The sequence below is a fragment of the Luteibacter sp. 9135 genome, assembly GCF_000745005.1.
GTDB lineage: Bacteria > Pseudomonadota > Gammaproteobacteria > Xanthomonadales > Rhodanobacteraceae > Luteibacter.
The window spans coordinates 1,618,935-1,640,492 of the sequence record NZ_JQNB01000001.1; the positions used below are offsets into that span (position 1 = coordinate 1,618,935).

Sequence of the window (21,558 nt, forward strand, 5' to 3'; positions counted from 1 at the left end):
ATGACTGTGATCCGGGCCGCCGTGGTGTCCACGGCCCTTCTCCTGCTCGCCATGGTGGCGCTCCCCGCGCACGCTGCTCCGGTCGTCAGTGGCGAGGCCCGCTTCACGGTCCTTACCCCGCGTGTCATCCGTATGGAATACGCACCGTCGACACAGTTCGAGGATCGTCCGTCGCTGGTGTTCGCCACGCGCGGCAACGGCGCCGACGTGCCCGCCAGTGTGTCCCACGACAACGGCTGGCTGGTCATCCGCACGGCCCTGCTCACGCTGCGCTACAAGGAAGGCTCGGGCCCCTTCACGGCCGACAACCTCAGCATCGCCTCGAAGCAGCTGAAGCCTGCCGTGGCATGGCATCCGGGGCTGAAGGAAGCGCACAACCTCGGCGGCACGGCACGCACGCTGGACCAGGTGGATGGCGACCGTCATGCGTCCGACAACACGCCGCTGGATCTTGGCGACGGCCTGCTGTCGCGCGATGGCTGGCACCTGGTCGACGACACCGGCAGCTTCGTCTTCGGCAACGAGGCGTTGCCCTGGGTGCATCGTCGCGAGTGCGCCACCTGCACCGACTGGACCTTCTTCGGTTACGGCCACGACTACGTGGCGGCGCTGGGCGATTTCGCGCGGGTTGCCGGGCACGAGCCGCTGCCGCCGCGCTATGCCTTCGGCTACTGGTGGTCGCGCTACTGGAACTACAGCGACAGCGAGGTGCGCGAGGTTGCCGCCGACTTCGCGCGCTACGGCATCCCGCTGGACGTGCTGGTCATCGACATGGACTGGCACACCACGCCCGGCCTGTCGTCCAGCGGCACGCAACGCGACATCGCCGGGCAGACGCCGGGCTGGACGGGATTCTCGTGGAACCGCAGCCTGTTCCCCGACCCGCAGCGCCTGCTGCACTGGCTGGGCGAGCAGGGCCTGAAGGTCACCCTGAACCTGCATCCCGCCTCGGGTGTGTTGCCTCACGAGGACGCCTACGCCGCCTTCATGGCGCGGATGAAGGCCGACCCCGCTCATCCGCTGCCGTTCGAGGCGGCCGATGCCGCCTACATGTCGGCCCTGTTCGACACCGTGCTCGATCCGCTGCACCGCATGGGCGTGAGCTTCTGGTGGCTGGACTGGCAGCAATGGCGCGAATCCAAGGCCATGCCGGGCCTGAGCAACACGTGGTGGCTCAACCATGTGTTCTTCACCCGTATGCAGCAGACCGACAGCAAGCGCGCCTTGATCTACCACCGCTGGGGCGGCCTCGGTAATCATCGTTACCAGGTGGGTTTCTCGGGCGATTCGATCATCTCGTGGGCCTCGCTGGCGTTCCAGCCCCGGTTCACCGCGACGGCATCGAACGTGCTGTACGGCTACTGGAGCCACGACCTCGGCGGCCACACCTTCCGCGACGAAAGCGATCCGGCGACGCGTCGGATCGACCCGGAGCTTTATGTGCGCTGGATGCAGTTCGGTGCCTACAGCCCGATCATGCGCACGCACACCACCAAGAACCCGAACCTGCGCAAGGAGCCCTGGCGGTTCGCGCCGGCCGAGTTCGACGCCCTGCGCGAGTCGGTGCTGACGCGCTACCGCTTGCTGCCCTACACCTACACCATGGCCCGCAAGGCATACGACACTGGTGTCTCGCTGGTCCGGCCGCTGTACTACGCGTGGCCCGACGACGATCGCTCCTATCGTAGCGATGGCGAGTACCTGTTCGGCGATGATCTGCTGGTCGATCCGGTCACGGCGGCGGCCGGTGCGGACGGCTTCGCCGTTCGCGAGACCTGGCTGCCGCGCGGTGCCTGGTTCGATACCGTGCGGGGCCGTTCGTTGCGGGGCGAGCGCACCGTGCAGGGACGCTACCGCCTGGACGAAACACCGGTGTTCGCGCGCGCCGGCGCCATCGTTCCCACCAGCGCCGATCCCACGGTGAGCGTGTCCCACGACACCGGCGCACGCACGTTGCGCGTTTACCCCGGTGGCCAGGCCACGGCCGAGCTGTATGAAGATGCCGGCGACGACGAGGCCTATCGCGCCAGCGCCTTCGCTCGGACGGCGCTGGCGACGGAGAAGCGACCCCACGGCGTGCGCCTGCGCATCGCCGCACGTGACGGCAGCTATCCGGGCATGCCCGCGTCGCGTCGCTGGTCGGTCGATTTCGTCGCGGTGGCCATGCCCTCGCGCGTTACCGTCGACGGCGTGACGCTCACCCGCGCCGACGATGGCGCGCCGGGCACGTGGCGGCTTCGTGGTCGCGACCTCACGTTGCACGTGGTGCTGCCCGAGCATGCGGCGGCACAGCCGCAGGTGGTCGAGGTGACCTGGCCCGCGGACGCGCCGGATGTGGATGGGCTGGTCGGCCAGATGCGCGACGTGCGCGAGGCCGTCGCCTGGCTGAAAGGCCACTGGGTCGACTTCGGCGGCCTTCCCGATGAGCTCTCCGCCGCGGCGCAGGCCGACCTGCTGATCGACTACCACCCCGACCGGTTCGCGGCGGAGGTGGCGGCCTTCCGCGGGCGGCTGGCGAAAGTGGACGCCACCCTGGAGGCCGCCCATGTAGCGGCCGACCTGCGCGCCGGCTTCCGCAGCCGTCTCGGTCGCTAGGCGGCCGACGCGGTCAGGCCCAGGTGCAGGCGCACGTCCGCCGCGATCCGGGCGGTTTCCCGCAGCGGTGCCTGCCGGGCAGGTGTGTCGGCGTCCAGGTCGTGCAACAGGCCGGCCTGCCGCAACCCCGAATGGAACCGGGCCAGCTTCGCGTCCAGTGGCGCCGAGGTGAACGTGTGCACGGGGGCGCCCGTGGCGCAGGCTTCCGAGAGCATGTTCACCGAATCCGGCGTGACCACCAGGCGATCCGCCCAGGCCAGGATGCCGGGGTAGGGGTTGGCGCCGTCGTGGTCGCCGGTCCAGACCAGCCCGGGCAGGTCGGCAAAGGCCTCGCGGAGGATCGGCAGCAGCGCGTCGGGCGTGCGTCGCGAGGCCGCCACCAGCACGCTGCCGCCATCCCGCGCGTGGCGTGCGCGCACGGCGGCCAGGAACGCGTCCACGGCGGTGCGTTCGAAGGGCGCGCCACGCCGGTGTCCGCCCAGCAGCACGCCCAGGCGCGGGCCCGGCATGTCGGCCAGCCAGGGAAAGGCGTCACGGCCGTCGGCCAGCCAGGCATCGTCGATCGGATGCAGCGACCCTAGCGGCGCAAGCACGTTGTCGCCCGCCAGGCCATCGTGTGCCGGAGCGATCACCAGGTCCCAGTGGTGCGGGTCCAGCCGCGGGTCGAGCACCTGCACGGCCAGCGTGGCCCCCTGCGACCACTGGCGGACTTGCCGTGTCGCCCAGGCGGCGGCGCGGCCGCAGCCGATGACGAGCGGGGGCCACGGCGGCCGCAGGTGGTGCTCGTGGCGACCGAGCGCCAGCCGGCCGAGTGGCAGCAGGCGTGGCGCGGCCCACGACCAGGGCGCGCGCAGTTCGACGACGATCTCGCGGATGGAGGGAGTGAGTGCTTCGGCCAGCGCCAGCGCCTGTCGCCGGTTGCCCGCCGCCCCGTCGGTGATCACCCAGCACGGGCCGCGCTCGGCGATTGGTATCGTTTTTTGCACACTTCGTTCCTTGTCCGACGGGCCACACGGGGCGCCGGGGCGCTTACACTGTCGGAATGCCAGAGTTTGGCGTCTCGTCACTGTACAAGGATATCCATGAGCGCTCCGCTGTCCGATGCATCGCTGGACCAGTTGTTCCTCACCGCCCGCACCTACAACGCGTGGCTACCTAGGGAAGTGACCGACGAACAGCTCCACCGGTTGTACGAGCTGGCGAAGTTCGGTCCCACCGCGGCCAACTCATCGCCCATGCGCATCATGTTCATCAAGTCCGCCGACGCCAAGGCGCGTCTCAAGCCCTACCTCGCGGAGTCGAACGCCGAGAAATCGATGCAGGCCCCGGTCACCGCCATCGTGGCCACCGATTTCGCGTTCTACGATCAGTTGCCCAAGCTGTTCCCGCATGCGGATGCCCGCAGCTGGTTCGTCGGCAAGGAAGACATGATCCAGTCCTCGGGCATGCGAAACGGCTCGCTGCAGGGTGCGTACCTCATCATGGCCGCCCGTGCCCTGGGCCTGGACTGCGGGCCGATGTCCGGGTTCGACCAGGCCGGCGTGGATGCCGAGTTCTTCGCGGGCACCACCGTCAAGTCCAATTTCCTGGTGAACATCGGCTACGGCGATGCCAGCCAGCACCTGTTCGACCGCCTGCCGCGGCTCAGCTTCGAGGAAGCCGCGCAGATCGCGTGATACCCCCTTTCCCGCGGTGACCTTTCGTTCCCGCCGTCCTAGTCGTACCCACACTGCTGGAGAACCACCCATGCGCATGCTCCGTTACGTCGCCCTCGCCGGCCTGCTCGCCACCGCCGGCACCGCCGTCGCCGCCCCGGTCACCTACAAGCTCGACCCGACCCACACCATGGTCCTGTTCAGCTGGAACCACTTCGGCTTCTCCAACCCGACCGCCAACCTCGGCCAGGTCGACGGCACGCTGGTGTATGACGAGGCCGCTCCCACCAAGTCCACCGTGGAAGTGACCTTGCCGCTCTCCGGCCTGGACACGTTCGTGCCCAAGCTCGACGAGCACCTGAAGTCGGCCGACTTCCTCGACGCCGCCAAGTACCCGAACATCACCTTCAAGAGCACGAAGGTCGTGTCCGCCGGCAAGGACAAGCTGAAGGTCACCGGCGACCTCACCGCGCACGGCGTAACCAAGCCGGTCACGCTCGACGTCACGCTGAACAAGGTCGGCCCGCATCCGATGATGAAGGTGCAGTCGGTCGGCTTCGACGCCACCGCCACCATCAAGCGCTCCGACTTCGGCGTCGGCGCGTATGTGCCCAACGTGTCGGACGAGATCAAGATCCGCATCACGACCGAAGGCCACGACGCTTCCGCCGAGAAGAAGTAAGCCGCGCGGGCCTCGCGGTCCGCGAAAGACCCGCGCCGGCGACGGCGCGGGTTTTCTTTTTTGTTACCATCGCAGATCCCGGTTCCACCGTTTCGCCCGGAGTTTCCTCATGCGACCCAATCCTGCGGCCGCGCCGCTCATCCCGGCGAATGCCGAAAACCGCTATGAAGTGACGCGCGCCGACCTGCCGCTGTCCTGTCCCATGCCCGGCATGTACCTGTGGAACTCGCATCCGCGCGTCTACCTGGCGATCGAGGACGAGGGTGGCACCTCGAAGTGCATGTATTGCGGCGCCAACTACGTCCTGAAGGATTGAACGCGCCCTTGCGGGCACGTTTCGTGCTTCGCCTGCGTCACCACTCTCAACGGACCCACCCATGGCCACCGTCGCCCCGCTCCGGACGATGACCGTCGTGCAGCTGATCCCCTCGCTCCATTCGGGCGGGGCGGAGCGCTCGACGCTCGAAATCGCCCGTGCCCTGGTGGCGGCGGGACATCGCTCGGTGGTGGTGTCGGCCGGCGGTCGCCTGGTCGCCCAGCTGGAGGCCGAGGGTAGCGAGCACGTCACGCTCCCGATCGGCCGCAAGTCCCTGGCCACCCTGCTCACCGTCGGCGCCTTGCGCCGCGTGCTGCGCCGGGTCCAGCCCGACATCGTCCATGCACGGTCGCGACTGCCGGCCTGGATCGGCTGGTGGGCGATGCGCGGCGTGAAACCCCGCCCGCACTTCGTCACCACGGTGCACGGACTCAACAGCCCCAGCCGCTACAGCGCCGTGCTGCTGCGCGGCGAGCGCGTCATCGTGGTCTCGCAGACCCTGCGCGACTACGTGCTGCGCCATTACCCGAACGATATCGACACCGCCCGCATCTCGGTCATCCCGCGCGGCATCGACACCGAGGCGTTCCCTTACGGCTACCGCCCCGACGACAGTTGGCAGCGCGCGTTCCACGAGCAATACCCCCAACTGGCCGGTGCGCCGCTGCTGACCCTGCCGGGTCGCGGTACGCGCCTGAAAGGCCATGCGGACGCGATCGAGCTGGTGGCCGATCTCCAGCAGCGCGCCATCGACGTGCGCCTGCTCCTGCTGGGCGCCGACGAGCCAGGGCGCGAAGCCTACGTGGCCGAACTGCGCCAACTGATCCATGCGCGTGGGCTCGACGACCGCGTGGTCATCTCGCCCGCGCGTGCCGACGTGCGCGACGTCTACGCGCTGTCCGATCTGGTGCTGCAACTGTCTGTACGCCCTGAGTCGTTCGGCCGCACGGTGGTCGAGGCACTGGCCCTGTGCCGCCCGGTCCTGGGCTATGCCCACGGTGGCGTGGGCGAGTTGCTGGCAGAGCTCTATCCGGCCGGTCGCGTGCCGCCCGGCGACCGCGAGCGCCTGGTCGAGCGTGCCGCGGAACTCCTGCGCTTCGCCCCGCCCATCCCGCCGCCGCGAAGCTATCGCCTGGTCGACATGCAGTCGGCCACGCTGGCGCTGTACGCGGAAGTGGTCGAAGGCGCGCCGGTCGCGTGAGCGCGTCACGGCCCGGCGCCCTGCTGAAAGCGGGACTGGCGTCGCCGCTGCTGCCCGTGTGGCTGATTCCCGCGTTGCTGCCGTTCGGCCGCAGCGCGGAGCTGGGTGTGTTCCTCGCCCTGATCGGCACGATCCTGCTGCTGGTGCGCGAACCGCAGGCCCTGCGGCACCATCCCGGCGCACGGCTTTTCCTCTGGCTGTTCGCCGCCTACGCGGGCGCGGCGCTGGTCTCGGCGATCGACGCCGTCGCGCCCGGCAAGACCTGGGGCACCGTGGCCGGCATCCTGCGCTTCGTGCCGCTGGGCATCTATACCTGTTTCGCCATGCGCCGGCCGGGCAAGGTGCGGGCCCTGTGGTTCGCTACAGCGGTCGTCGTGGCGGTGTGGGTGGTCGATGCCTGGGTGCAGGCGATCACCGGCTACGGCCTGGCCGGGGCGTCGCATCCGGAACGGCTGTCCGGCATCTTCGGTGCCTACAACCTGAAACTCGGCCCCGCGGTGTCCGCCCTGGCGCCCTTCCTGTTGTGGGCCGCGCGTGAGCGCTGGGGCCGACGTGGCCTGCTGGCGACCTTCCTGCTGGCGATGGGGCCGGTGCTCCTGTCCGGATCGCGGGCCTCCTGGGTCTGTTACGCGCTGGTCGCGCTGGCCTTCCTCTGGCGCGAGGCAGGCAGCTTCCGCCGGTTTGCCGTGGCCTGCCTCGGCATGGGCGTGGTCGTGGCCCTGGTGGGCATGCTGGCTTGGCAGGTGTCGCCGCGGTTCCGTGACCGCATGGCGCACACGTTGCCGGCCCTGACCGGTACGGAGGCGGGGGTGGACACCGCGCTGACCGGTCGCCTGGATATCTGGACCACCTCGTTGCGCCTCTATGTGGCGCACCCGATCAACGGCGTCGGCGTGCGCGGCTTCCGCGTGGCCTATCCATCCGTCGCCACGCCCGGCGACCATTTCCTGACCACCGAGAAATGTGGGGAAGGCGAGGGCGCCTGCCATCCGCACCAGGTGATGCTGGAAGCCGCGACGGAAACCGGCACCCTCGGCCTGCTGGCCTGGCTGGCCGCCACCGTGCTGGCGGTACGCACCTGGTGGCGCGCGGGTCCGGTGGCGCGTGCACGAGCCTTCCCCGCTACCGTCGCGCTGTTTGCGATCTTCTTTCCGCTCAATACGCACATGGCCTTCTATTCGGCGTGGTGGGGGCTGTTCACCGCGTGGCTGTTCGCGGTGTGGTGCGCGGCGCTGTTCGCCGACCTGCCCGACGTGACCGACGAGGTGCCTCGCCGTGGCGCGTGAGCCGCTATCCGTGGTGGTCACCACGTTCGACAACGCGGAGACGATCGGCGCCTGCCTGGCGTCCGTGCGTTTCGCCGACGACGTCCTGCTGCTGGATTCCGGCTCCACCGACGCGACGGTCGCCATCGCCCTGTCGCATGGCGCGCGCGTGCACGTACAGCCGTTCGCGGGCTACAGCGCGCAGAAGCAGGCGGCCATCGACCTGGCCGCGCATCGCTGGGTGCTCCTGCTCGACTCCGACGAAGCCCTGCCGGCGCTGGCCGCCGAGCGCATCCAGGCGGCCTTGGTCGCGCCGGACGTGGCCGGCTTCGAACTGCTTCGCCGCGAATGGGTGTTCTGGCGCTGGCAACCCGACCGCGCACGCCTGAATCACTACGTGCGCCTGTTCGATCGCACGCGCGCCGCGATGAGCGGCCACGAAGTACATGAGAGCGTGCGCGTCGACGGGCCGGTGCGGCGCCTGGATGCCATCATCGACCACTACGGCGAGCGCGACATCGGCGGCCGCGTGGACAAGGCCAACCGGTATTCGTCGTTGCAGGTACGCGACCGGCTGACGCGTCAGCCACGGCTCCTGCGCCTGCGCATGGTGGTGTACCCGAGCATCGCGTTCGCGCGGTACTACCTCTGGCGGGGGCACTGGCGGGGCGGCTGGGCCGGCTTCGTCGCGGCCCGCGTGCACGCGTTCTACGCGTTCCTGAAATACGCCAAGCTATACGAACGACGCATGTCAGGCGGCCAGCGGCATGGCCACGGCGCGTTCGAAACCGAACGCCGCGACAACTAGTTCGCAGGCCTCGCGCCGCAGGGCCTCGCGACGGCGGAACTCGCTGCGCCGCTTGCTTTCCACTTCGGTCTCGCAACGCACCGGCTCGTGCGGCGCCATGGCGTAGAAGCCGTCGGCGGTTTCGGTACCGCCGGACTCGCGCCAGAAGCCGTTGTAGTCGGCCTTGACCTTATCCGCGATGCCGGCGAACACATGCGACTCGTTGGAGATGCCCAGCACGCGCTCCACCTCGAATGCCTCGGCCAGCGCGCGGATCAGCGAGAGCAGCAGGTTCTTCGGGCGCAGGCCGTGGCACTGGCGGGTCAGTTCGCGCACGGCTTCCAGCCCGGCGTGGTTGGGCGCGCCCTGCAGGCAGCCGATCGCGATGGCCTTGCCGTCGTCCATGAACGAGAAGGCGGCATAGGACAGCTGCATGCCCTGGTGGTCCACCAGCGACAGGGTCATCTCGCCTTCCCGCGCGCGGCGGTAGGGCGCCTTCAGCACCAGCGAGAGCGGCTCGCCGTTGCGCAGCATGACCTTGCCCAGCAGCACCGTGCGCTCGCGGTAGAGCATGTGGAAGAGCGGGCGCGGGAAATGCGTCAGCGCGAACTCGTAGTGCCCGCGCAACACGTCCATGCGCTTCTGCCACGACCACGCCTTGTGGATGTAGCGGTGCTGGTATCGCTCGGTGAGGATTGTGTCGACCGACGAGACGCCCGCCATGGGCGGCGTCTCCAGGAAGGCCAGCCACGCATCGTGCCGGCGCCAGCGCGTGAGGCTGCGTCCCAGGTAGTTGATCACGGCATTCACGACGTGCGAGCGCTTGCGGTGCCAGGCACCACGACCACGTAAGGAGCGCGCGAAGCGAAAGATCGACTGCATGGTTAAAAGGTCCGTCTCCAAAGGGTACGACGGACGTTTTACGCGCGTGTTTTTTCGCGAGGCTTTCGTTCTTTACGACGAAATCCGAGGGCCGTGTAGGCGTTACTCCTTACGAAAGCCCGGCGAAAGTCTCAGTAGATTTTTGCGGCACCCGGCGGTCGCGTCTTGAACCGCTTGTGCACCCAGAGATACTGCTCGGGCGCTTCGCGTGCCATCTGTTCGATCTGCGCGTTGACGCGCGCCGTGTCGCTTGCTGCGTCCTGACTGGGGAAGTCGTCCAGCGGCGCGCCCAGGCGCATGACGTAACCGGCATCGTCCGGCAGGCGGCGGTGATAGAACGGAATGACCAGCGCGTTGGATAGCCGGGCCAGGTGATGCGTCGCGGTGATCGTGGCGGCGGGAACGCCGAAGAACGGCACGAACACGTTGTCCTTGCTGCGCATGTCCTGGTCGGGCGCGTACCACAGCGTGCCGCCCGCCTTGAGGTAGCGCACGCTGCCGCGGATATCGTCCTTGTCGAACATGGCTTCCGCGTAATGCAGGCGCGCGCGCAGCACCGCGAACTCGAACACCTCGGAGTCCATGCGCCGGTACATGCCGGCGATGCGGATACGCGAGGAAACCAGGCGGGCGCTCAGCTCCAGGTGCGAGAAGTGCCCCCCCACCAGCAGTACCCCTCGGCCGGCGGCGCGGGCGGCCTCGAGGTGCTCCAGGCCCTCGACGGTCACCGGTACGCGCGCGATGGCCCGGTCCGAGCCCATCCAGCCCAGGGCGAATTCGGCCAGCATCATGCCTACGTCACACAGATTGGCGCGGACCAGGGCCTTTTGCGCGTCGGCGTCCAGCTCGGGGAAGCACAGGGCGATGTTGGTCGCGGCGATGCGCCGGCGTTCCGGATTCAGGTGCAGCGCGAGCCGGCCGGCCAGGCGCCCCAGCCGCATCAGCCAGCGGAAGGGCAGGTGGGCGATCAGCCAGATGAAGCCCACCCCGGCCCACGCCGGCCATTGACGGGGCGAGAGCAGGTGACGCGTGAGGGTGGGGCGGGGCATACCAGGCATGTCCGCCCATTGTAACGAATGGGCGCGGCTATACTGACGGGCCACGTACCAAACAGGGATTCGCGTGCTGCTGCGTGTGCTCTACAACTTCGCGATGTACCTGTTCACCCCGCTCGTGATGCTGCGCCTGATGGCGCGGGGCATGCGCTATGGCGACTACCACGTGCGCTGGCGCGAGCGCTTCGGTCGCTTCCCCGAACCCCGGCTGGCGGGCTGCCTCTGGGTGCACGCGGTATCGGTAGGCGAGGTGAACGCGGCCGAGCCCCTGGTCAAGGCGTTGATGGCGTCCTATCCGCACGCCCCCATGCTGGTCACCACGGTCACCCCCACGGGCTCCGAGCGCGTACGGCAGTTGTTCGGCGACACCGTGCACAGCGTCTACCTGCCGTACGACCTGCCCTTCGCGGTGAGGCGCTTCCTGCGCAGCACGCGGCCGAGGCTGGCCGTCATCGTCGAGACGGAGATCTGGCCCAACCTGTATTTCGCCTGCCGCAAGCACGGCATCCCGCTGCTGATCGCCAATGCCCGGCTGTCCGAGCGCTCGCTGCGCGGTTACGCGCGCATGAGTTCGCTGGTGCGCCGGGCGCTGCGTTGCGTCAGCCACATTGCCGCGCAGTCGCGCACGGATGCCGCGCGTTACCGGCTGCTGGGCGCGGAGCCCAGCCAGCTCACCGTGTGCGGCAATCTCAAGTTCGACATGCCGGTGCCGGATTCTGCCCTGCAGGCCGGACTGGCCATGCGTGAAGCATGGGGCACGGGACGCCCGGTGTGGATCGCCGCCAGCACGCACGAGGGCGAGGAAATGTGCGTGCTCGAGGCTCACCTGGCCGTGATGCGCCGCCTGCCGGATGCCCTGCTGCTGATCGCGCCCCGCCATCCGGAGCGGTTCAAGGCCGTGGAGTCCTCGGTGCGCAGCCTCGGTTTCCAGGTCGGCACGCGCAGCGGCGACGGCGTTCCCGGGCATGCCACGCAGTGCTTCGTCATCGACTCGATGGGTGAGTTGCTGCGCTTTTTCGCCGCGTCCGACGTGGCCTTCGTCGGCGGCAGCCTGGTATCCATCGGCGGGCACAACGTGCTGGAACCGGCGGCGTTGAACAAGCCCGTGCTGGTCGGGCCGTACACCTTCAATTTCGAGGAGATCACCCAGGCGCTGCTCGACGAAGGCGGCGGCCAGCGGGTGAAGGACGGCGACGCGCTGGGCGGGCAGGTGCTGGCGCTGTTGCGTGACCGCGAGCGGCGCGAGCACATGGGAGACCGCGCGCGCTATGTCTTCGACAGCGAGCGCGGCTCGGTGGGCAAGGTGATGGATCTGGTCGATACGCTGCTTCAGGAGTAAGCGCGGCTCCGCGTCCGCTCAGGGCATCTCCGCATAGCGGAGCCAGATCATCCTGATCAGGGGCGGTGACGTGTCAGCGGATACGGCAGGTCACCTCGGCATCGAACTTGAAGCCCAGGCTCGATGGGGTAGCGATCACGTGGTAGTCCGTCACCGTGCCGCCGATCGACGCGCACTCGCGCTCGATCGCGTCGAGCAGCTGTCTCTGGGTCGCCACACGATCGAAGCCGTCGAGCTGGCCGCGGAGAATCTCGACCGACTCGCGGGTGACGTTCGACGGCTGCGGCGCGGCGGTGGCTGCGGTGGCGTTGCCGGCCATCAGCAGGCCGGTAATGATGAGTGCTTTCATGGGGAAATCCTTTTCAGACGGGGGATTCAATCGCGCTGCGGCGACGCGTTCATGGCGGAGTTGCAGGCGAAGCGGGCTTCCACGGTCGTATCGCCGTTTGGTTTCGGCGTGGTCGCCACGCTCATGAAGCGCACGCGGCGATCGTTGTCGAGACAGGTCTGGAAGACCTTTTCGCGAACGGCGAGATAGGCCAGGCGCTTGTTGCCCGAGGCTTCGACGAGTCCCTTCGTCCCGTCGAGGCCCGTGCCCAGGGCGATGGTGGCCAAGGGCGTGGGTTCGCTGCCGGTGAGCGCCGGCTCTTCCGGCACGTCGATGCGGCAGGTGGCGTAGGCATTGCTGCGCACGCCGCCTTCCCGTGTATCCACATACTTACGCTTGAAGCCGTCGTGGTACTCGGCGAGATAACCACCCCGCGCGTCGCAGTTCTTCATCGTGGCCGCCCACAGGGCTTCATAGGTCGGCCTGAACGAACCGAGCACGCCCTTGTTGCGGACGTCGTATTCGAACGCGACGGCACTTTCCTGCTCGACGATTTTCGGCTCGCGGCCTGGCGAGGGCGATGTCGCCTCTGCAAAAACGGAGGATGCCGCGAGTATCGCGGCGGCGGAGAACAGGCTGGTTCGGATCATGATCGTCCTTGGTCGTGGCTTGGCCCGGTTGGGCCTGCCCATGATCTATGGCTCGCCCGCGGCCGGCTGTAAGCCCATTGCGCGTGTGAGTGTAGGCGGCGCTCTGGTACACAAAAAAAACGGGCCCGCGAGGGCCCGTTCTTCTGTGTACGCGACCTGGGTTGAGACCGACCCGTAGGAGCGCACGCACGTGCGCGAATCGTTTCTCGATGACCCCTGAGCTGGCGCGGCAGCTCCAAGGTTCGGCCTCAACACATGTCGCGCACGTGCGTGCGCTGCTACTGCAGTAGCGCGTTGATCGCTTCGAGGTCCTTGACGTCCACCGTGCCGGCGGTCTGCTTCAGCAGCAACTTGTCGAGGATGAACTGGTGGCGGACGACTCGACCGCGGCCTTGGTGGCCTCGACCTTGCTAAAGAGGAGACGGTCCATGTTCGTCCATGGATGGATGTGGGGGCAGATCATCGTCGCGCGTATAAAGATGGGCGGGCAATCCGCCCGCCCATGACCGAATCACTCTGCGCCGCTTACCCGGCATACCGCCGTGGCCTGCACGCGCGTGACTGGGTGGGAACCGCCCCAGATCGGCGTGCTCTTGTAAGTCACCTGAACGATGGAGCCACCCTTGCTGGCGCAGGCCTGCTCCAGTTCGGCGTGTGCCATGTCGCGGGCCACGCGCTCGACGGCGTTGCCTTTTTCCACCGAGATGACATGGTCGGTGTGCGACGTAGTGGCCGTGCCGGTGGCCAGCGCGATGGTGGGAACGAAGGCCATCAAGGCGGCCAGACCTGCTGCATGCATTTTCATGGGTAGTCCTTTACTGAGTCATGCCCGGATGGGCATGCAAAGTATGGCTTTCCCACGCGCCGCATCGATGTAGGGCCCGGGCGACTTTGTATGTCGTCCCGTCGCTTCGGGCCCTTCTGCGATGCGTTACTGCAGTAGCGCGTTGATCGCTTCGAGGTCCTTGACGTCCACCGTGCCGGCGGTCTGCTTCAGCAGCAGCTTGTCGAGGATGAACTGGTGGCGGGCCTGCGAGTAGTCGCTGAGCGCAGAGGTCAGGTTCTGCTGGGCGATCAGCACGTCGACGATGGTGCGGGTACCGACCTCGAAGCCGGCCTGCGTGGCGTCACGCGCGCTTTCCGACGACTCGACGGCCGCCTTGGTGGCCTCGACCTTGCTGATGCCAGCGACCACGGATCGGTAGTAGTTGAGCGTGTCGCGAACCACCTGGCGGCGTGAGCTTTCCAGGGAATCCTGTGCGGAATCGCGCTGGTAGATCGACTGGCGCACGCGCGACTGGGTGGCGCCGCCGGAGAAGATAGGCACGCTCAAGGTCAGGCCGACGGTGGTGCCGCCACGGCCGTTGCTGCTGGTGTTGCTGGACGAAAGCGTCCCCGCATTCTGGGTCCAGGCGGTGCTCTTGCTGTAGCCGGCGGTGGCATCCAGTGTGGGTAGATGCGCGGCGCGGGCCGAGGAAATGCTGTGTTCCGCGGACTCGACGTTGTACTGCGAAGCGAGGATGGTCGGATTGCTCTTGACCGCCTCGGCCACCCAGGCCTTTGGATCGTTGGGCGTGGGCGGATCCATCGGCAGCTGCTCACGCAGCTTCTTCAGGTTGTCCGACGGCTTGCCGGTGATCTGGGTCAGGGCCTCGCGCGAATCGGCCAGCGTGTTCTCGGCGGTGATCACCGAGGCCACGGCGGTATCGTGCTGCGCCTTGGCATCCTGCACGTCGGTGATGGCGGACAGGCCGACATCGAAACGCTGCTGCGCCTGCTCCAACTGGCGGGCGAGCGCCTGCTCGTTGGCCTTGGCGAAGGTCAGCGCGTCGTCGTTGGTCAGCACCTGGAAGTAGGCGGTGGCCACGCGTGTCGACAGCTGCTGGAGGGCAGCTTCGTAGGTGGCGTCCTGCGCTTCGGAAGACGACTTCGAGGCCTTCAGGTCCGCGTAGCGGCTGAAATCGACCACGCTCTGGGAGACCGAAAGGCTGGAGCTGCGCGTGCGGGTATGACCGATGTCGTTACTGACCACAGTGCCGTCGTTCAGGACGAGGGGTTCTCTCCCGTTCGGCTCCGACTGGCTCAGCTGCAACTGTGCGCTGACCTGCGGCAGCAGCAGCGCACGGCTCTGCACGACGGTCTCGCCCGTGGCGAGCCGGTTGGAATCGGCCTGCGACAGCACCGGATCGTTGGCCCGGGCCTGGCGGTAGGCGTCGAGCAGGTCTTCGGCGTGGCTCGCGAAAGGCATCGCGGCCAGTGCCAGCGCGACGGTGAGCAGCTTCAAGCGCATGGTTTCGCCTCGTGGGTAATGGAAAATCTGGGGGTCAGAGCACGAAGCGCTTCACCGGCGCGGCATGCGCCAGGTAGGGAAGGTCCGTTTCGAACAGCGACTCTTCACGGAAGCGGCCCTCGCCCTCATGGGTAAGGAGCACCGCCGTCTGCGCGGGGGAGTCGCCGCGTACGACGAACATGCGCCCGCCCGGCTTCAGCCAGCGCACGAATTTCTCGGGCACCGAATGCACCGCGGCGGTGATCACGACGGCATCGAAAACGCCCGCCGGGGTGTAGCCGTTGACCGCTTCGGCCGTTTCGACCGTGACATTGGTGACCGCCGCAGCGGCCAGGCGCTCGCGCGCCGCGTCCACGAAGTCGGCATGCATGTCGATGCTGGTGACCTTGCCGGCAAGACGGGCCAGGCAGGCGGTGAGGAAGCCGGAGCCGGTGCCGATTTCCAGCACCTCGTCGGTCTTCTTCAGTTCCAGGGCTTGCAGCACGCGGCCTTCCACGACGGGTTTCATCATGACCTCGCCATGGCCCAGGGCCAGGGTGAGGTCGGCAAAGGCCACGTTACGGTGGGCCGGCGCGACGAAATCCTCGCGGCGAACGCCCTTGAGCGTCTCCAGGACGTCGGCGTCGAGCACTTCCCAGGGGCGGACCTGGTTCTCGACCATGTTCTGCCGTGCCTGTTCGAAATTCATCGCCATGGTGTCGGGTTCCGTACAAAAAAGCTGAAAAAGGTTCGAAAGGATAAGCGCTTAGCGCCCGTTTTCCCAATGGATCAAAGGCTGCGGCTACGGTGGTGTCCCGACTAAGTGCCGGAAGTCACCGGATGGGGCTGACGGAAGTCACCCCCATGGGCGCTTTCGCTCGCTCCTGCCTGAACAGCCGCGACCGCAAGCCCCTGAACGCCTTGGGTTTCGCCCGAGGGCGACCCCATTTCATTCCGAGCCACGAAGGACAGCCTTTCGGTCGTCTCCACCCTTGTCGGCATGCGCCGCAGGAAAAGTGGAAATAACTGAACCGCTGCGTATAATAAAGTCATATTTTCAGTTTGTGAAGGTGCAGCCATGAACGCCAGCCCGAAAATGAAGCCGCAGGGCCCTGGTCGTCCCAAGGACATGGAAAAGCGCGCGGCCATTCTCGAGGCGGCCAAGGCACTGTTCACACAGGGTGGCTTCGCCGGCACGAGCATGGATGCCGTGGCTGCAGCAGCGGGTGTGTCCAAGTTGACCGTGTACAGCCACTTCGGCGACAAGGACAACCTGTTCCGTGAAGTGATCCGTGCACACGTGCAGGAGCGCCTCCCGGACGACCTGTTCGATTTCAGCCAGGGCGCCGATATCCGTGTCACGTTGACCAACATTGCCAGCCGGCACGCGGCGATGGAAACCAACACGGAGACTGTCGGCACGTTCCGGGCGATCCTCTCGGATTGCCAGTCGGGCGGCAATCCGCGATTCGGTCGCCTGGTCTGGGAAGAAGGCCCGGCCCGCATGCACAAGCTGGTGCAGCGGTTGTTCGAAGGCGCCGTGGCGCGCGGCCAGCTGGAGATTCCCGATGTGTCGCGGGCCAGCACGCAGTTCCTCGCGCTCCTTAAGGGCGACCTGCTGATCCGTCGCCTGTTCGGTTGCGAGGACTGCGCGGTGCAGTTTGCCGAGGAGGTCAATGCCAATGCATTGGCGGCCGTGGAAATGTTCCTCAACGCTTACCAGCCGCGCACGGCGAAGGTGTGACGCGGGACGGCGCATTCCGCAGCTAAGTCCGCGTAATGCGGACGATTCTCACCCCGCTCATTCTTCACCCGGCTTTCCCAGTAACGTCCCTACCGTCGTGGCCCTACCCACTCTCCCAGGAGACCAGGCCATGGCCACGACGAAGCCGTTCATCAGCGATATCGAGAACATCCGCAAGCGCGCCCGCGAGCACATCGACGATGGTGCCGTGACGGCGGGCTACCGCGCCGATCGCGAAACGGTGATCAAGCTGTTGAACGAAGCGCTCGCCACCGAGATCGTCTGCGTGCTGCGCTACAAGTATCACTACTACATGGCGCCGGGCATCCATTCCCAGAGCGTGAAGTCGGAATTCCTGGAGCATGCGCGCGAGGAGCAGGAGCACGCCGACCGCATCGCCGAGCGCATTACCCAGCTGGACGGCACGCCCAATTTTAATCCGGAAGGCTTGCTCTCACGCAGCCACGCGGATTACGTGGAAGGCACCACGCTGGTGGAGATGATCAAGGAAGACCTGGTGGCCGAGCGCATCGCCATCGACAGCTACCGCGAGATCGTCCAGTACATCGGTGACGACGACCCGACCACGCGCCGCATCATGGAAGACATCCTGGCCCAGGAAGAAGAGCACGCCGAGGATATGGCGACCCTGCTGGAGAACCTGGGTGCGAAGGGAGAGCCGGTGCAGGCCTGGGAGCCGTCCCAGTCGTCCTCGCACTGATCCGGTCCTCCCGGCATCGATTAGGTAAGCTAGGCGCTCACGTTCGCGACGATAAGGAAAGACATCATGAATGCGACCGCCACTCCCGCGCCGTCCCGGCGAAAGCAAAACCCGATCGGCCTGCTGGTCGCCACCCTGGTGGCGATCCTGCTGCTGGTCATGCTGTTCTTCATGTGGTGGTGGGACAAGGAGCCGGAACAGTTCGATCCGGTCGCGGTCACCACCGCGCATATGAAGGACATTGGCCGGCCCATGGCCACCGGCGCGGTCACCACATACACGCTGATCCGGTCGGTCGACACGCTGATGACCAAGCGTGGCGGCTACCTCAGCAACGACAAGATGCCGCCCGGCGTGTTCATGGACAACGTGCCCAACTGGGAATTCGGCTCGCTGACGGCGTCGCGCGATCTCTCGCGTGCGCTGCGCAACGACCTGAGCCGCTCGCAGACGCAATCCACGGAAGACAAGGCCCTGGGCGAGGCCGATCCGCTGCTCAATAGCCCGAACGATCGCTGGCTGCTGCCCAGTTCGGAATCGCAGTACGGTAAGGCCGTGGACGACCTGGAAAACTACCTGGGCCGCCTGAGCGACGCCGAGGATGCGAACGCGCATTTCTATGCTCGCGCCGATAACCTGGCCGACTACCTGCAGACGGTCTCGGGTCGTCTCGGCTCACTGTCGCAGCGGTTGTCCGCCGCTGCAGGCCAGCTGAAAGTGGATGCGGCGCCCAACGCCGACGTCGGTGGCACGGCCGGTCCTGCCAAGGCGGTGTACGTCAAGACGCCCTGGAACAAGATCGACGACAACTTCTACGAGGCGCGTGGCTATACCTGGGCACTACTGGAGCAGCTCAAGGCGATCCGCCACGATTTCGCCCCCATCCTGCGCAGCAAGAACGCCGACGCCAGTCTGGAGCAGGTGATCCGCGAGCTGGAAGAATCGCAGAAAGACCTGGGCAGCCCCGTGGTGCTCAACGGCGCGCCGTTCGGCTTCTTCGCCAACCACTCGCTGGTGATGGCCAATTACATCTCCCGCGCCAACGCCGCCATCATCGACCTGCGCACGCTGCTAGGCCGCGGCTAACCCGAACAACGCCGTGTAGGAGCGCACGATGTGCGCGAAAAACGACGTGCGTCGACGTAGATCAAGCGACAACGTCGGGCCACGAAACGTTTATCGCCCACATCGTGGGCTCCTACACGCGCGCTGTAGGAGCCCACGATGTGGGCGATAAACGTACATGCAAAAGCGCACTGTGCGCCATAGCCGCCTAGGCGAGCTTAATGGTCCGCCTTATACCGAGCCATGCCAGCCACGATTTCCGCCTTGGCCTCATCCGCGCCGACCCAGCCTTCAACCTTGACCCACTTGCCCTTCTCCAGGTCCTTGTAGTGCTCGAAGAAGTGGCCGATGCGCTCCAGCCAATGGCCGGACACCTTGTCGATATCCTTGATGTGCGAGTAGCCGGCGAACACCTTTTCCACCGGAACCACCACCAGCTTCTCATCGGCGCCTGCCTCGTCGCTCATCTTGAGCATGCCGACCGGATGGCAGCGGATCACCGAGCCGGGAACCAGCGACAGCGGCAGGATCACCAGCGCGTCCAGCGGATCGCCGTCGCCACCGAGCGTGCCCGGCACGTAGCCGTAGTTGCAGGGGTAGCGCATGGGCGTGGAGAGGATGCGGTCGACGAAGATCGCGCCGCTTTCCTTGTCCACTTCGTACTTGACCGGCTCGGCATCCTTGGGGATTTCGATGATGACGTTGATTTCGTCCGGTACGTTCTTGCCGGCGGGAACGAGATGCAGACCCATGGGATTCCTTGACGAGTAATAGGGGAGGGAAGCGGCCGAATAGGATACGGCCTAGCCGCCCGCGCCGCAAAAGCGGCGCCAGGCGGCCCCGGCGGCTACTTCAGGTGGTCCCAGAGATAGGTATAGGCCAGTGCATTCATTAAGGCCGACTGCTTGTTGTCCGCCGCCGCGCCATGGCCGCCCTCGAGGTTTTCATACAGCGAGGCGTCCAGGCCCATGGCCTGCATGCGGGCGGCCATCTTGCGCGCGTGCACCGGGCCCACGCGGTCGTCGCGCGTGGAGGTGGTGAACAGCACGGCCGGATAGTGGGTGCCCTTGTGCAGGTTGTGGTACGGCGAGAAGGTCTGGATGTACTTCCACTCTTCCGGCTTGTCCGGATCGCCGAATTCGGCCATCCACGAGGCGCCTGCCGACATATGGGTGTAGCGCTTCATGTCGAGCAGGGCGACCTGGCTGACCACCGCACCGTAGAGCTGCGGGTAGCGGGTCAGCATGTTGCCGGCCAGCAGGCCGCCGTTGCTGCCGCCCATCATGCCCATGTGCTTCGGGCTGGTGATCTTGCGGTCGATCAGGTCCTGCGACACCGCCGCGAAATCCTCGTAGGCGCGCGGACGGTTGGCCTTGAGGGCCGCCTGGTGCCAGCGCGGGCCGTACTCGCCGCCGCCACGGATGTTGGCGATGACATACACGCCGCCCTTCTCCAGCCAGGCGCGGCCGACGCCGCCGGAATAGGCCGGTTGCAGCGGGATCTCGAAACCGCCGTAGCCGTAGACCAGGGTCGGGTTATTACCGTCGGCTTTCAGGTCTTTCGGGGCGATCTCGAAGTAGGGCACCTTGGTGCCGTCCTTGGAGGTGGCGAAATGCTGGCTGACCGCGAACTTCGACGCGTCGAAGAACGCCGGGCTGTGCTTGATGGCCGAGCGTTCGCCCTGGCCGAGCACGCCGTAGTACAGCGTGGTGGGCTGGAGGAAGCCGGATACCGTGAGGAAGTACTCGTCCGAGTCATCGGCATCGATCCCGCCAGCTTCCATCGTGCTCAGCGGCGGCGCGCCACCCAGCGATTCGCTCGTCCAGGGGCCTTTCGCACTCGGGGTCAAGATCTGGATCTGGCTGACCACGTCGCGCATCACGTTGAGGATCAGGTGATGGCGCGTCCACGAGTGGCCCGACAGCGAGCTGTGCTCGTCCGGCGTGAACAACACGGTGAACTCGCGCTTGCCGGCCATGAAGTCGTCGAACTTCGTGGCCACCAGCGAACCGGACGGGTAGGTGGTGCCGCCTACGGTCCACGCCGTGCGTGGCTCGACCAGCAGCCATTCGCGCTCCACATCCGTCTCGGCGTCGTTGGGTACGTCGATCTTGACCAGCTTGCCGTCTTTGCCGCGCAGGAAGGTCTCGGTGTTGTAGAACTCCAGCGCCCGCTGCACGAAATCGCGCTGGAAACCGGGCGTGAGGTCACGATAGGCCGAGATCGACATGTCCTTGGCGGTGCCTTCGTACACCGTGGTGGCGGACGACAGCGGCGTACCGCGCTTCCATTCCTTCACGATGCGCGGGTAGCTGGACTCGGTCAGTGAGCCCGGGCCGAAGTCGGTGGCGACGAACAGGTGGTCGTCGTCGATCCAGGCGACCTGGGTCTTGGCCTCGGGCAGGGTGAAGCCATCCTTGATGAAGGTGCGCGTGGTGAGGTCGAACTCGCGGATCACGTCGGCATCGGCGCCGGCGCGCGAGAGCGAGACCAGGCAGCGGCGGTTGGACGGCCGCAGGCATTGCGCGCCGTGCCACACCCAGTTTTCCTTTTCGGACGCGGACAGCGCGTCCAGGTCGATCACGGTTTCCCAGGCCGGGTTGTCCTTGCGGTATTCCGCCAGCGTGGTGCGCCGCCACAGCCCCTTGGGGTGGGCCTTGTCGCGCCAGAAGTTGTAGAAGTGGTCGCCGATCTTGGAGACCATGGGAATGCGGGCTTCGGAGTCGAGCACTTCGAGCAGGCGCGCGTCCAGCGAGGTGAAGGCCTCGCTCTTGGCGTATTTCGCCACGGTCTCCGCGTTGCGCTCCTTGACCCATGCGAGCGGCTTGGCGCCGTCGATGTCGTCGAGCCAGAGGTTTTCGTCGTCGCCGGCGGCCGTGGCGGCCTGGCCGGAAGGGGTCTTGGGGGCATCATGGGCTTGGGTCATGCCCATGAAGGTAAGGGCGATGGCCAGCGCAATCCAGCGTCGTTGCATGGGATCGTATCCGTGAGGCAGAACGGGCCC

At 66.7% G+C, this 21,558-nt stretch carries 21 protein-coding genes; 11 read left to right on the forward strand and 10 right to left on the reverse strand.

The genetic code is table 11. The features are described 5' to 3' along the window. A complete protein-coding gene (locus tag FA89_RS06910; RefSeq protein WP_051938592.1) occupies positions 1 to 2,595 on the forward strand; it encodes a glycoside hydrolase family 31 protein in 2,595 nt (864 codons plus the stop codon). On the opposite strand, the gene FA89_RS06915 is transcribed toward FA89_RS06910, so the two are convergent. Continuing rightward, on the reverse strand, positions 2,592 to 3,581 hold the full coding sequence (locus tag FA89_RS06915; protein WP_240003863.1) for a mitochondrial fission ELM1 family protein: 990 nt from the start codon (positions 3,579 to 3,581) through the stop codon (positions 2,592 to 2,594). The two genes, FA89_RS06910 and FA89_RS06915, sit on opposite strands and share 4 nt — an antisense overlap. A 96-nt stretch (positions 3,582 to 3,677) precedes the next feature. On the opposite strand from FA89_RS06915, the gene FA89_RS06920 reads away from it, so the two are divergent. From FA89_RS06920 to FA89_RS06945, 6 genes are all read left to right on the forward strand, one after another. After that, positions 3,678 to 4,271, forward strand: a complete 594-nt coding sequence (locus FA89_RS06920) for a malonic semialdehyde reductase (protein WP_036139511.1) — start codon at positions 3,678 to 3,680, stop codon at positions 4,269 to 4,271. A 70-nt stretch (positions 4,272 to 4,341) separates the two neighbouring features. Continuing rightward, entirely contained in the window at positions 4,342 to 4,932 is a 591-nt protein-coding gene (locus FA89_RS06925; RefSeq protein ID WP_036139514.1) for a YceI family protein, read from the forward strand. A gap of 109 nt (positions 4,933 to 5,041) precedes the next feature. After that, positions 5,042 to 5,248, forward strand: a complete 207-nt coding sequence (locus FA89_RS06930; RefSeq protein ID WP_036139517.1) for a zinc-finger domain-containing protein — start codon at positions 5,042 to 5,044, stop codon at positions 5,246 to 5,248. 61 nt (positions 5,249 to 5,309) lie between these two features. Beyond that, on the forward strand, positions 5,310 to 6,449 hold the full coding sequence (locus FA89_RS06935) for a glycosyltransferase (RefSeq protein WP_036139518.1): 1,140 nt from the start codon (positions 5,310 to 5,312) through the stop codon (positions 6,447 to 6,449). Then, positions 6,446 to 7,735 (forward strand): O-antigen ligase family protein, encoded by a 1,290-nt coding sequence (locus tag FA89_RS06940; RefSeq protein ID WP_051938593.1) that lies wholly within the window; start codon positions 6,446 to 6,448, stop codon positions 7,733 to 7,735. The genes FA89_RS06935 and FA89_RS06940 overlap by 4 nt, the downstream gene beginning before the upstream one ends. After that, positions 7,725 to 8,522 carry a glycosyltransferase family 2 protein gene (locus FA89_RS06945; protein WP_051938594.1) on the forward strand — a complete coding sequence of 266 codons (798 nt, stop codon included), beginning with the start codon at positions 7,725 to 7,727 and terminating at the stop codon, positions 8,520 to 8,522. The genes FA89_RS06940 and FA89_RS06945 overlap by 11 nt, the downstream gene beginning before the upstream one ends. Here FA89_RS06945 and FA89_RS06950 read toward each other — a convergent pair. After that, positions 8,466 to 9,383: a VirK/YbjX family protein gene (locus FA89_RS06950; protein ID WP_036139520.1), complete on the reverse strand. Its 918-nt coding sequence runs from the start codon at positions 9,381 to 9,383 to the stop codon at positions 8,466 to 8,468. The genes FA89_RS06945 and FA89_RS06950 overlap by 57 nt on opposite strands. A gap of 131 nt (positions 9,384 to 9,514) precedes the next feature. Next, entirely contained in the window at positions 9,515 to 10,432 is a 918-nt protein-coding gene (lpxL, locus tag FA89_RS06955) for an LpxL/LpxP family Kdo(2)-lipid IV(A) lauroyl/palmitoleoyl acyltransferase (protein ID WP_081916379.1), read from the reverse strand. A gap of 79 nt (positions 10,433 to 10,511) precedes the next feature. Here lpxL and waaA point away from each other — a divergent pair, with 79 nt between their 5' ends. After that, complete coding sequence (gene waaA, locus FA89_RS06960; RefSeq protein WP_036143834.1) at positions 10,512 to 11,777, forward strand: lipid IV(A) 3-deoxy-D-manno-octulosonic acid transferase; 1,266 nt, start codon at positions 10,512 to 10,514, stop codon at positions 11,775 to 11,777. A 73-nt stretch (positions 11,778 to 11,850) separates the two neighbouring features. Here waaA and FA89_RS06965 read toward each other — a convergent pair whose 3' ends face one another. From FA89_RS06965 to FA89_RS06985, 5 genes are all read right to left on the reverse strand, one after another. Continuing rightward, positions 11,851 to 12,126, reverse strand: coding sequence for a hypothetical protein (locus FA89_RS06965; protein ID WP_036139526.1), 276 nt, complete (start codon positions 12,124 to 12,126; stop codon positions 11,851 to 11,853). A 26-nt stretch (positions 12,127 to 12,152) separates the two neighbouring features. Next, positions 12,153 to 12,755 (reverse strand): hypothetical protein, encoded by a 603-nt coding sequence (locus FA89_RS06970; protein ID WP_036139528.1) that lies wholly within the window; start codon positions 12,753 to 12,755, stop codon positions 12,153 to 12,155. Positions 12,756 to 13,266: 511 nt separating this feature from the next. After that, on the reverse strand, positions 13,267 to 13,560 hold the full coding sequence (locus FA89_RS06975) for a hypothetical protein (RefSeq protein WP_036139530.1): 294 nt from the start codon (positions 13,558 to 13,560) through the stop codon (positions 13,267 to 13,269). A 126-nt stretch (positions 13,561 to 13,686) separates the two neighbouring features. Beyond that, positions 13,687 to 15,045, reverse strand: coding sequence for a TolC family outer membrane protein (locus FA89_RS06980; protein WP_036139532.1), 1,359 nt, complete (start codon positions 15,043 to 15,045; stop codon positions 13,687 to 13,689). Between the two features lie 34 nt (positions 15,046 to 15,079). Next, positions 15,080 to 15,739 carry a protein-L-isoaspartate O-methyltransferase family protein gene (locus FA89_RS06985; protein WP_036139534.1) on the reverse strand — a complete coding sequence of 220 codons (660 nt, stop codon included), beginning with the start codon at positions 15,737 to 15,739 and terminating at the stop codon, positions 15,080 to 15,082. Positions 15,740 to 16,102: 363 nt separating this feature from the next. Between FA89_RS06985 and FA89_RS06990 the strand changes: the two genes are divergently transcribed. The 3 genes from FA89_RS06990 to FA89_RS07000 all read left to right on the forward strand — a co-directional run bounded on the left by FA89_RS06990 (position 16,103) and on the right by FA89_RS07000 (position 18,575). Continuing rightward, complete coding sequence (locus tag FA89_RS06990) at positions 16,103 to 16,768, forward strand: TetR/AcrR family transcriptional regulator (RefSeq protein ID WP_036139537.1); 666 nt, start codon at positions 16,103 to 16,105, stop codon at positions 16,766 to 16,768. 130 nt (positions 16,769 to 16,898) lie between these two features. After that, positions 16,899 to 17,489 carry a ferritin-like domain-containing protein gene (locus tag FA89_RS06995; protein WP_036139540.1) on the forward strand — a complete coding sequence of 197 codons (591 nt, stop codon included), beginning with the start codon at positions 16,899 to 16,901 and terminating at the stop codon, positions 17,487 to 17,489. 66 nt (positions 17,490 to 17,555) lie between these two features. Then, positions 17,556 to 18,575, forward strand: a complete 1,020-nt coding sequence (locus FA89_RS07000) for a DUF2333 family protein (RefSeq protein WP_036139541.1) — start codon at positions 17,556 to 17,558, stop codon at positions 18,573 to 18,575. Between the two features lie 197 nt (positions 18,576 to 18,772). On the opposite strand, the gene ppa is transcribed toward FA89_RS07000, so the two are convergent. Both ppa and FA89_RS07010 read right to left on the reverse strand, forming a co-directional pair. Next, positions 18,773 to 19,306 (reverse strand): inorganic diphosphatase, encoded by a 534-nt coding sequence (gene ppa / locus FA89_RS07005; protein ID WP_036139543.1) that lies wholly within the window; start codon positions 19,304 to 19,306, stop codon positions 18,773 to 18,775. Between the two features lie 95 nt (positions 19,307 to 19,401). Continuing rightward, positions 19,402 to 21,528: a prolyl oligopeptidase family serine peptidase gene (locus FA89_RS07010; protein ID WP_036139546.1), complete on the reverse strand. Its 2,127-nt coding sequence runs from the start codon at positions 21,526 to 21,528 to the stop codon at positions 19,402 to 19,404. Between the last annotated feature and the right edge of the window lie 30 nt (positions 21,529 to 21,558).

Coding starts and splice junctions, on each gene's coding strand:
- FA89_RS06910 (WP_051938592.1), top strand. CDS start 1: ATGACTGTGATCCGGGCCGCCGTGGTGTCCACGGCCCTTCTCCTGCTC.
- FA89_RS06920 (WP_036139511.1), top strand. CDS start 3,678: ATGAGCGCTCCGCTGTCCGATGCATCGCTGGACCAGTTGTTCCTCACC.
- FA89_RS06925 (WP_036139514.1), top strand. CDS start 4,342: ATGCGCATGCTCCGTTACGTCGCCCTCGCCGGCCTGCTCGCCACCGCC.
- FA89_RS06930 (WP_036139517.1), top strand. CDS start 5,042: ATGCGACCCAATCCTGCGGCCGCGCCGCTCATCCCGGCGAATGCCGAA.
- FA89_RS06935 (WP_036139518.1), top strand. CDS start 5,310: ATGGCCACCGTCGCCCCGCTCCGGACGATGACCGTCGTGCAGCTGATC.
- FA89_RS06950 (WP_036139520.1), bottom strand. CDS start 9,383: ATGCAGTCGATCTTTCGCTTCGCGCGCTCCTTACGTGGTCGTGGTGCC.
- lpxL (WP_081916379.1), bottom strand. CDS start 10,432: ATGCCCCGCCCCACCCTCACGCGTCACCTGCTCTCGCCCCGTCAATGG.
- FA89_RS06965 (WP_036139526.1), bottom strand. CDS start 12,126: ATGAAAGCACTCATCATTACCGGCCTGCTGATGGCCGGCAACGCCACC.
- FA89_RS06970 (WP_036139528.1), bottom strand. CDS start 12,755: ATGATCCGAACCAGCCTGTTCTCCGCCGCCGCGATACTCGCGGCATCC.
- FA89_RS06975 (WP_036139530.1), bottom strand. CDS start 13,560: ATGAAAATGCATGCAGCAGGTCTGGCCGCCTTGATGGCCTTCGTTCCC.
- FA89_RS06980 (WP_036139532.1), bottom strand. CDS start 15,045: ATGCGCTTGAAGCTGCTCACCGTCGCGCTGGCACTGGCCGCGATGCCT.
- FA89_RS06985 (WP_036139534.1), bottom strand. CDS start 15,739: ATGGCGATGAATTTCGAACAGGCACGGCAGAACATGGTCGAGAACCAG.
- FA89_RS06990 (WP_036139537.1), top strand. CDS start 16,103: ATGAACGCCAGCCCGAAAATGAAGCCGCAGGGCCCTGGTCGTCCCAAG.
- FA89_RS06995 (WP_036139540.1), top strand. CDS start 16,899: ATGGCCACGACGAAGCCGTTCATCAGCGATATCGAGAACATCCGCAAG.
- FA89_RS07000 (WP_036139541.1), top strand. CDS start 17,556: ATGAATGCGACCGCCACTCCCGCGCCGTCCCGGCGAAAGCAAAACCCG.
- ppa (WP_036139543.1), bottom strand. CDS start 19,306: ATGGGTCTGCATCTCGTTCCCGCCGGCAAGAACGTACCGGACGAAATC.
- FA89_RS07010 (WP_036139546.1), bottom strand. CDS start 21,528: ATGCAACGACGCTGGATTGCGCTGGCCATCGCCCTTACCTTCATGGGC.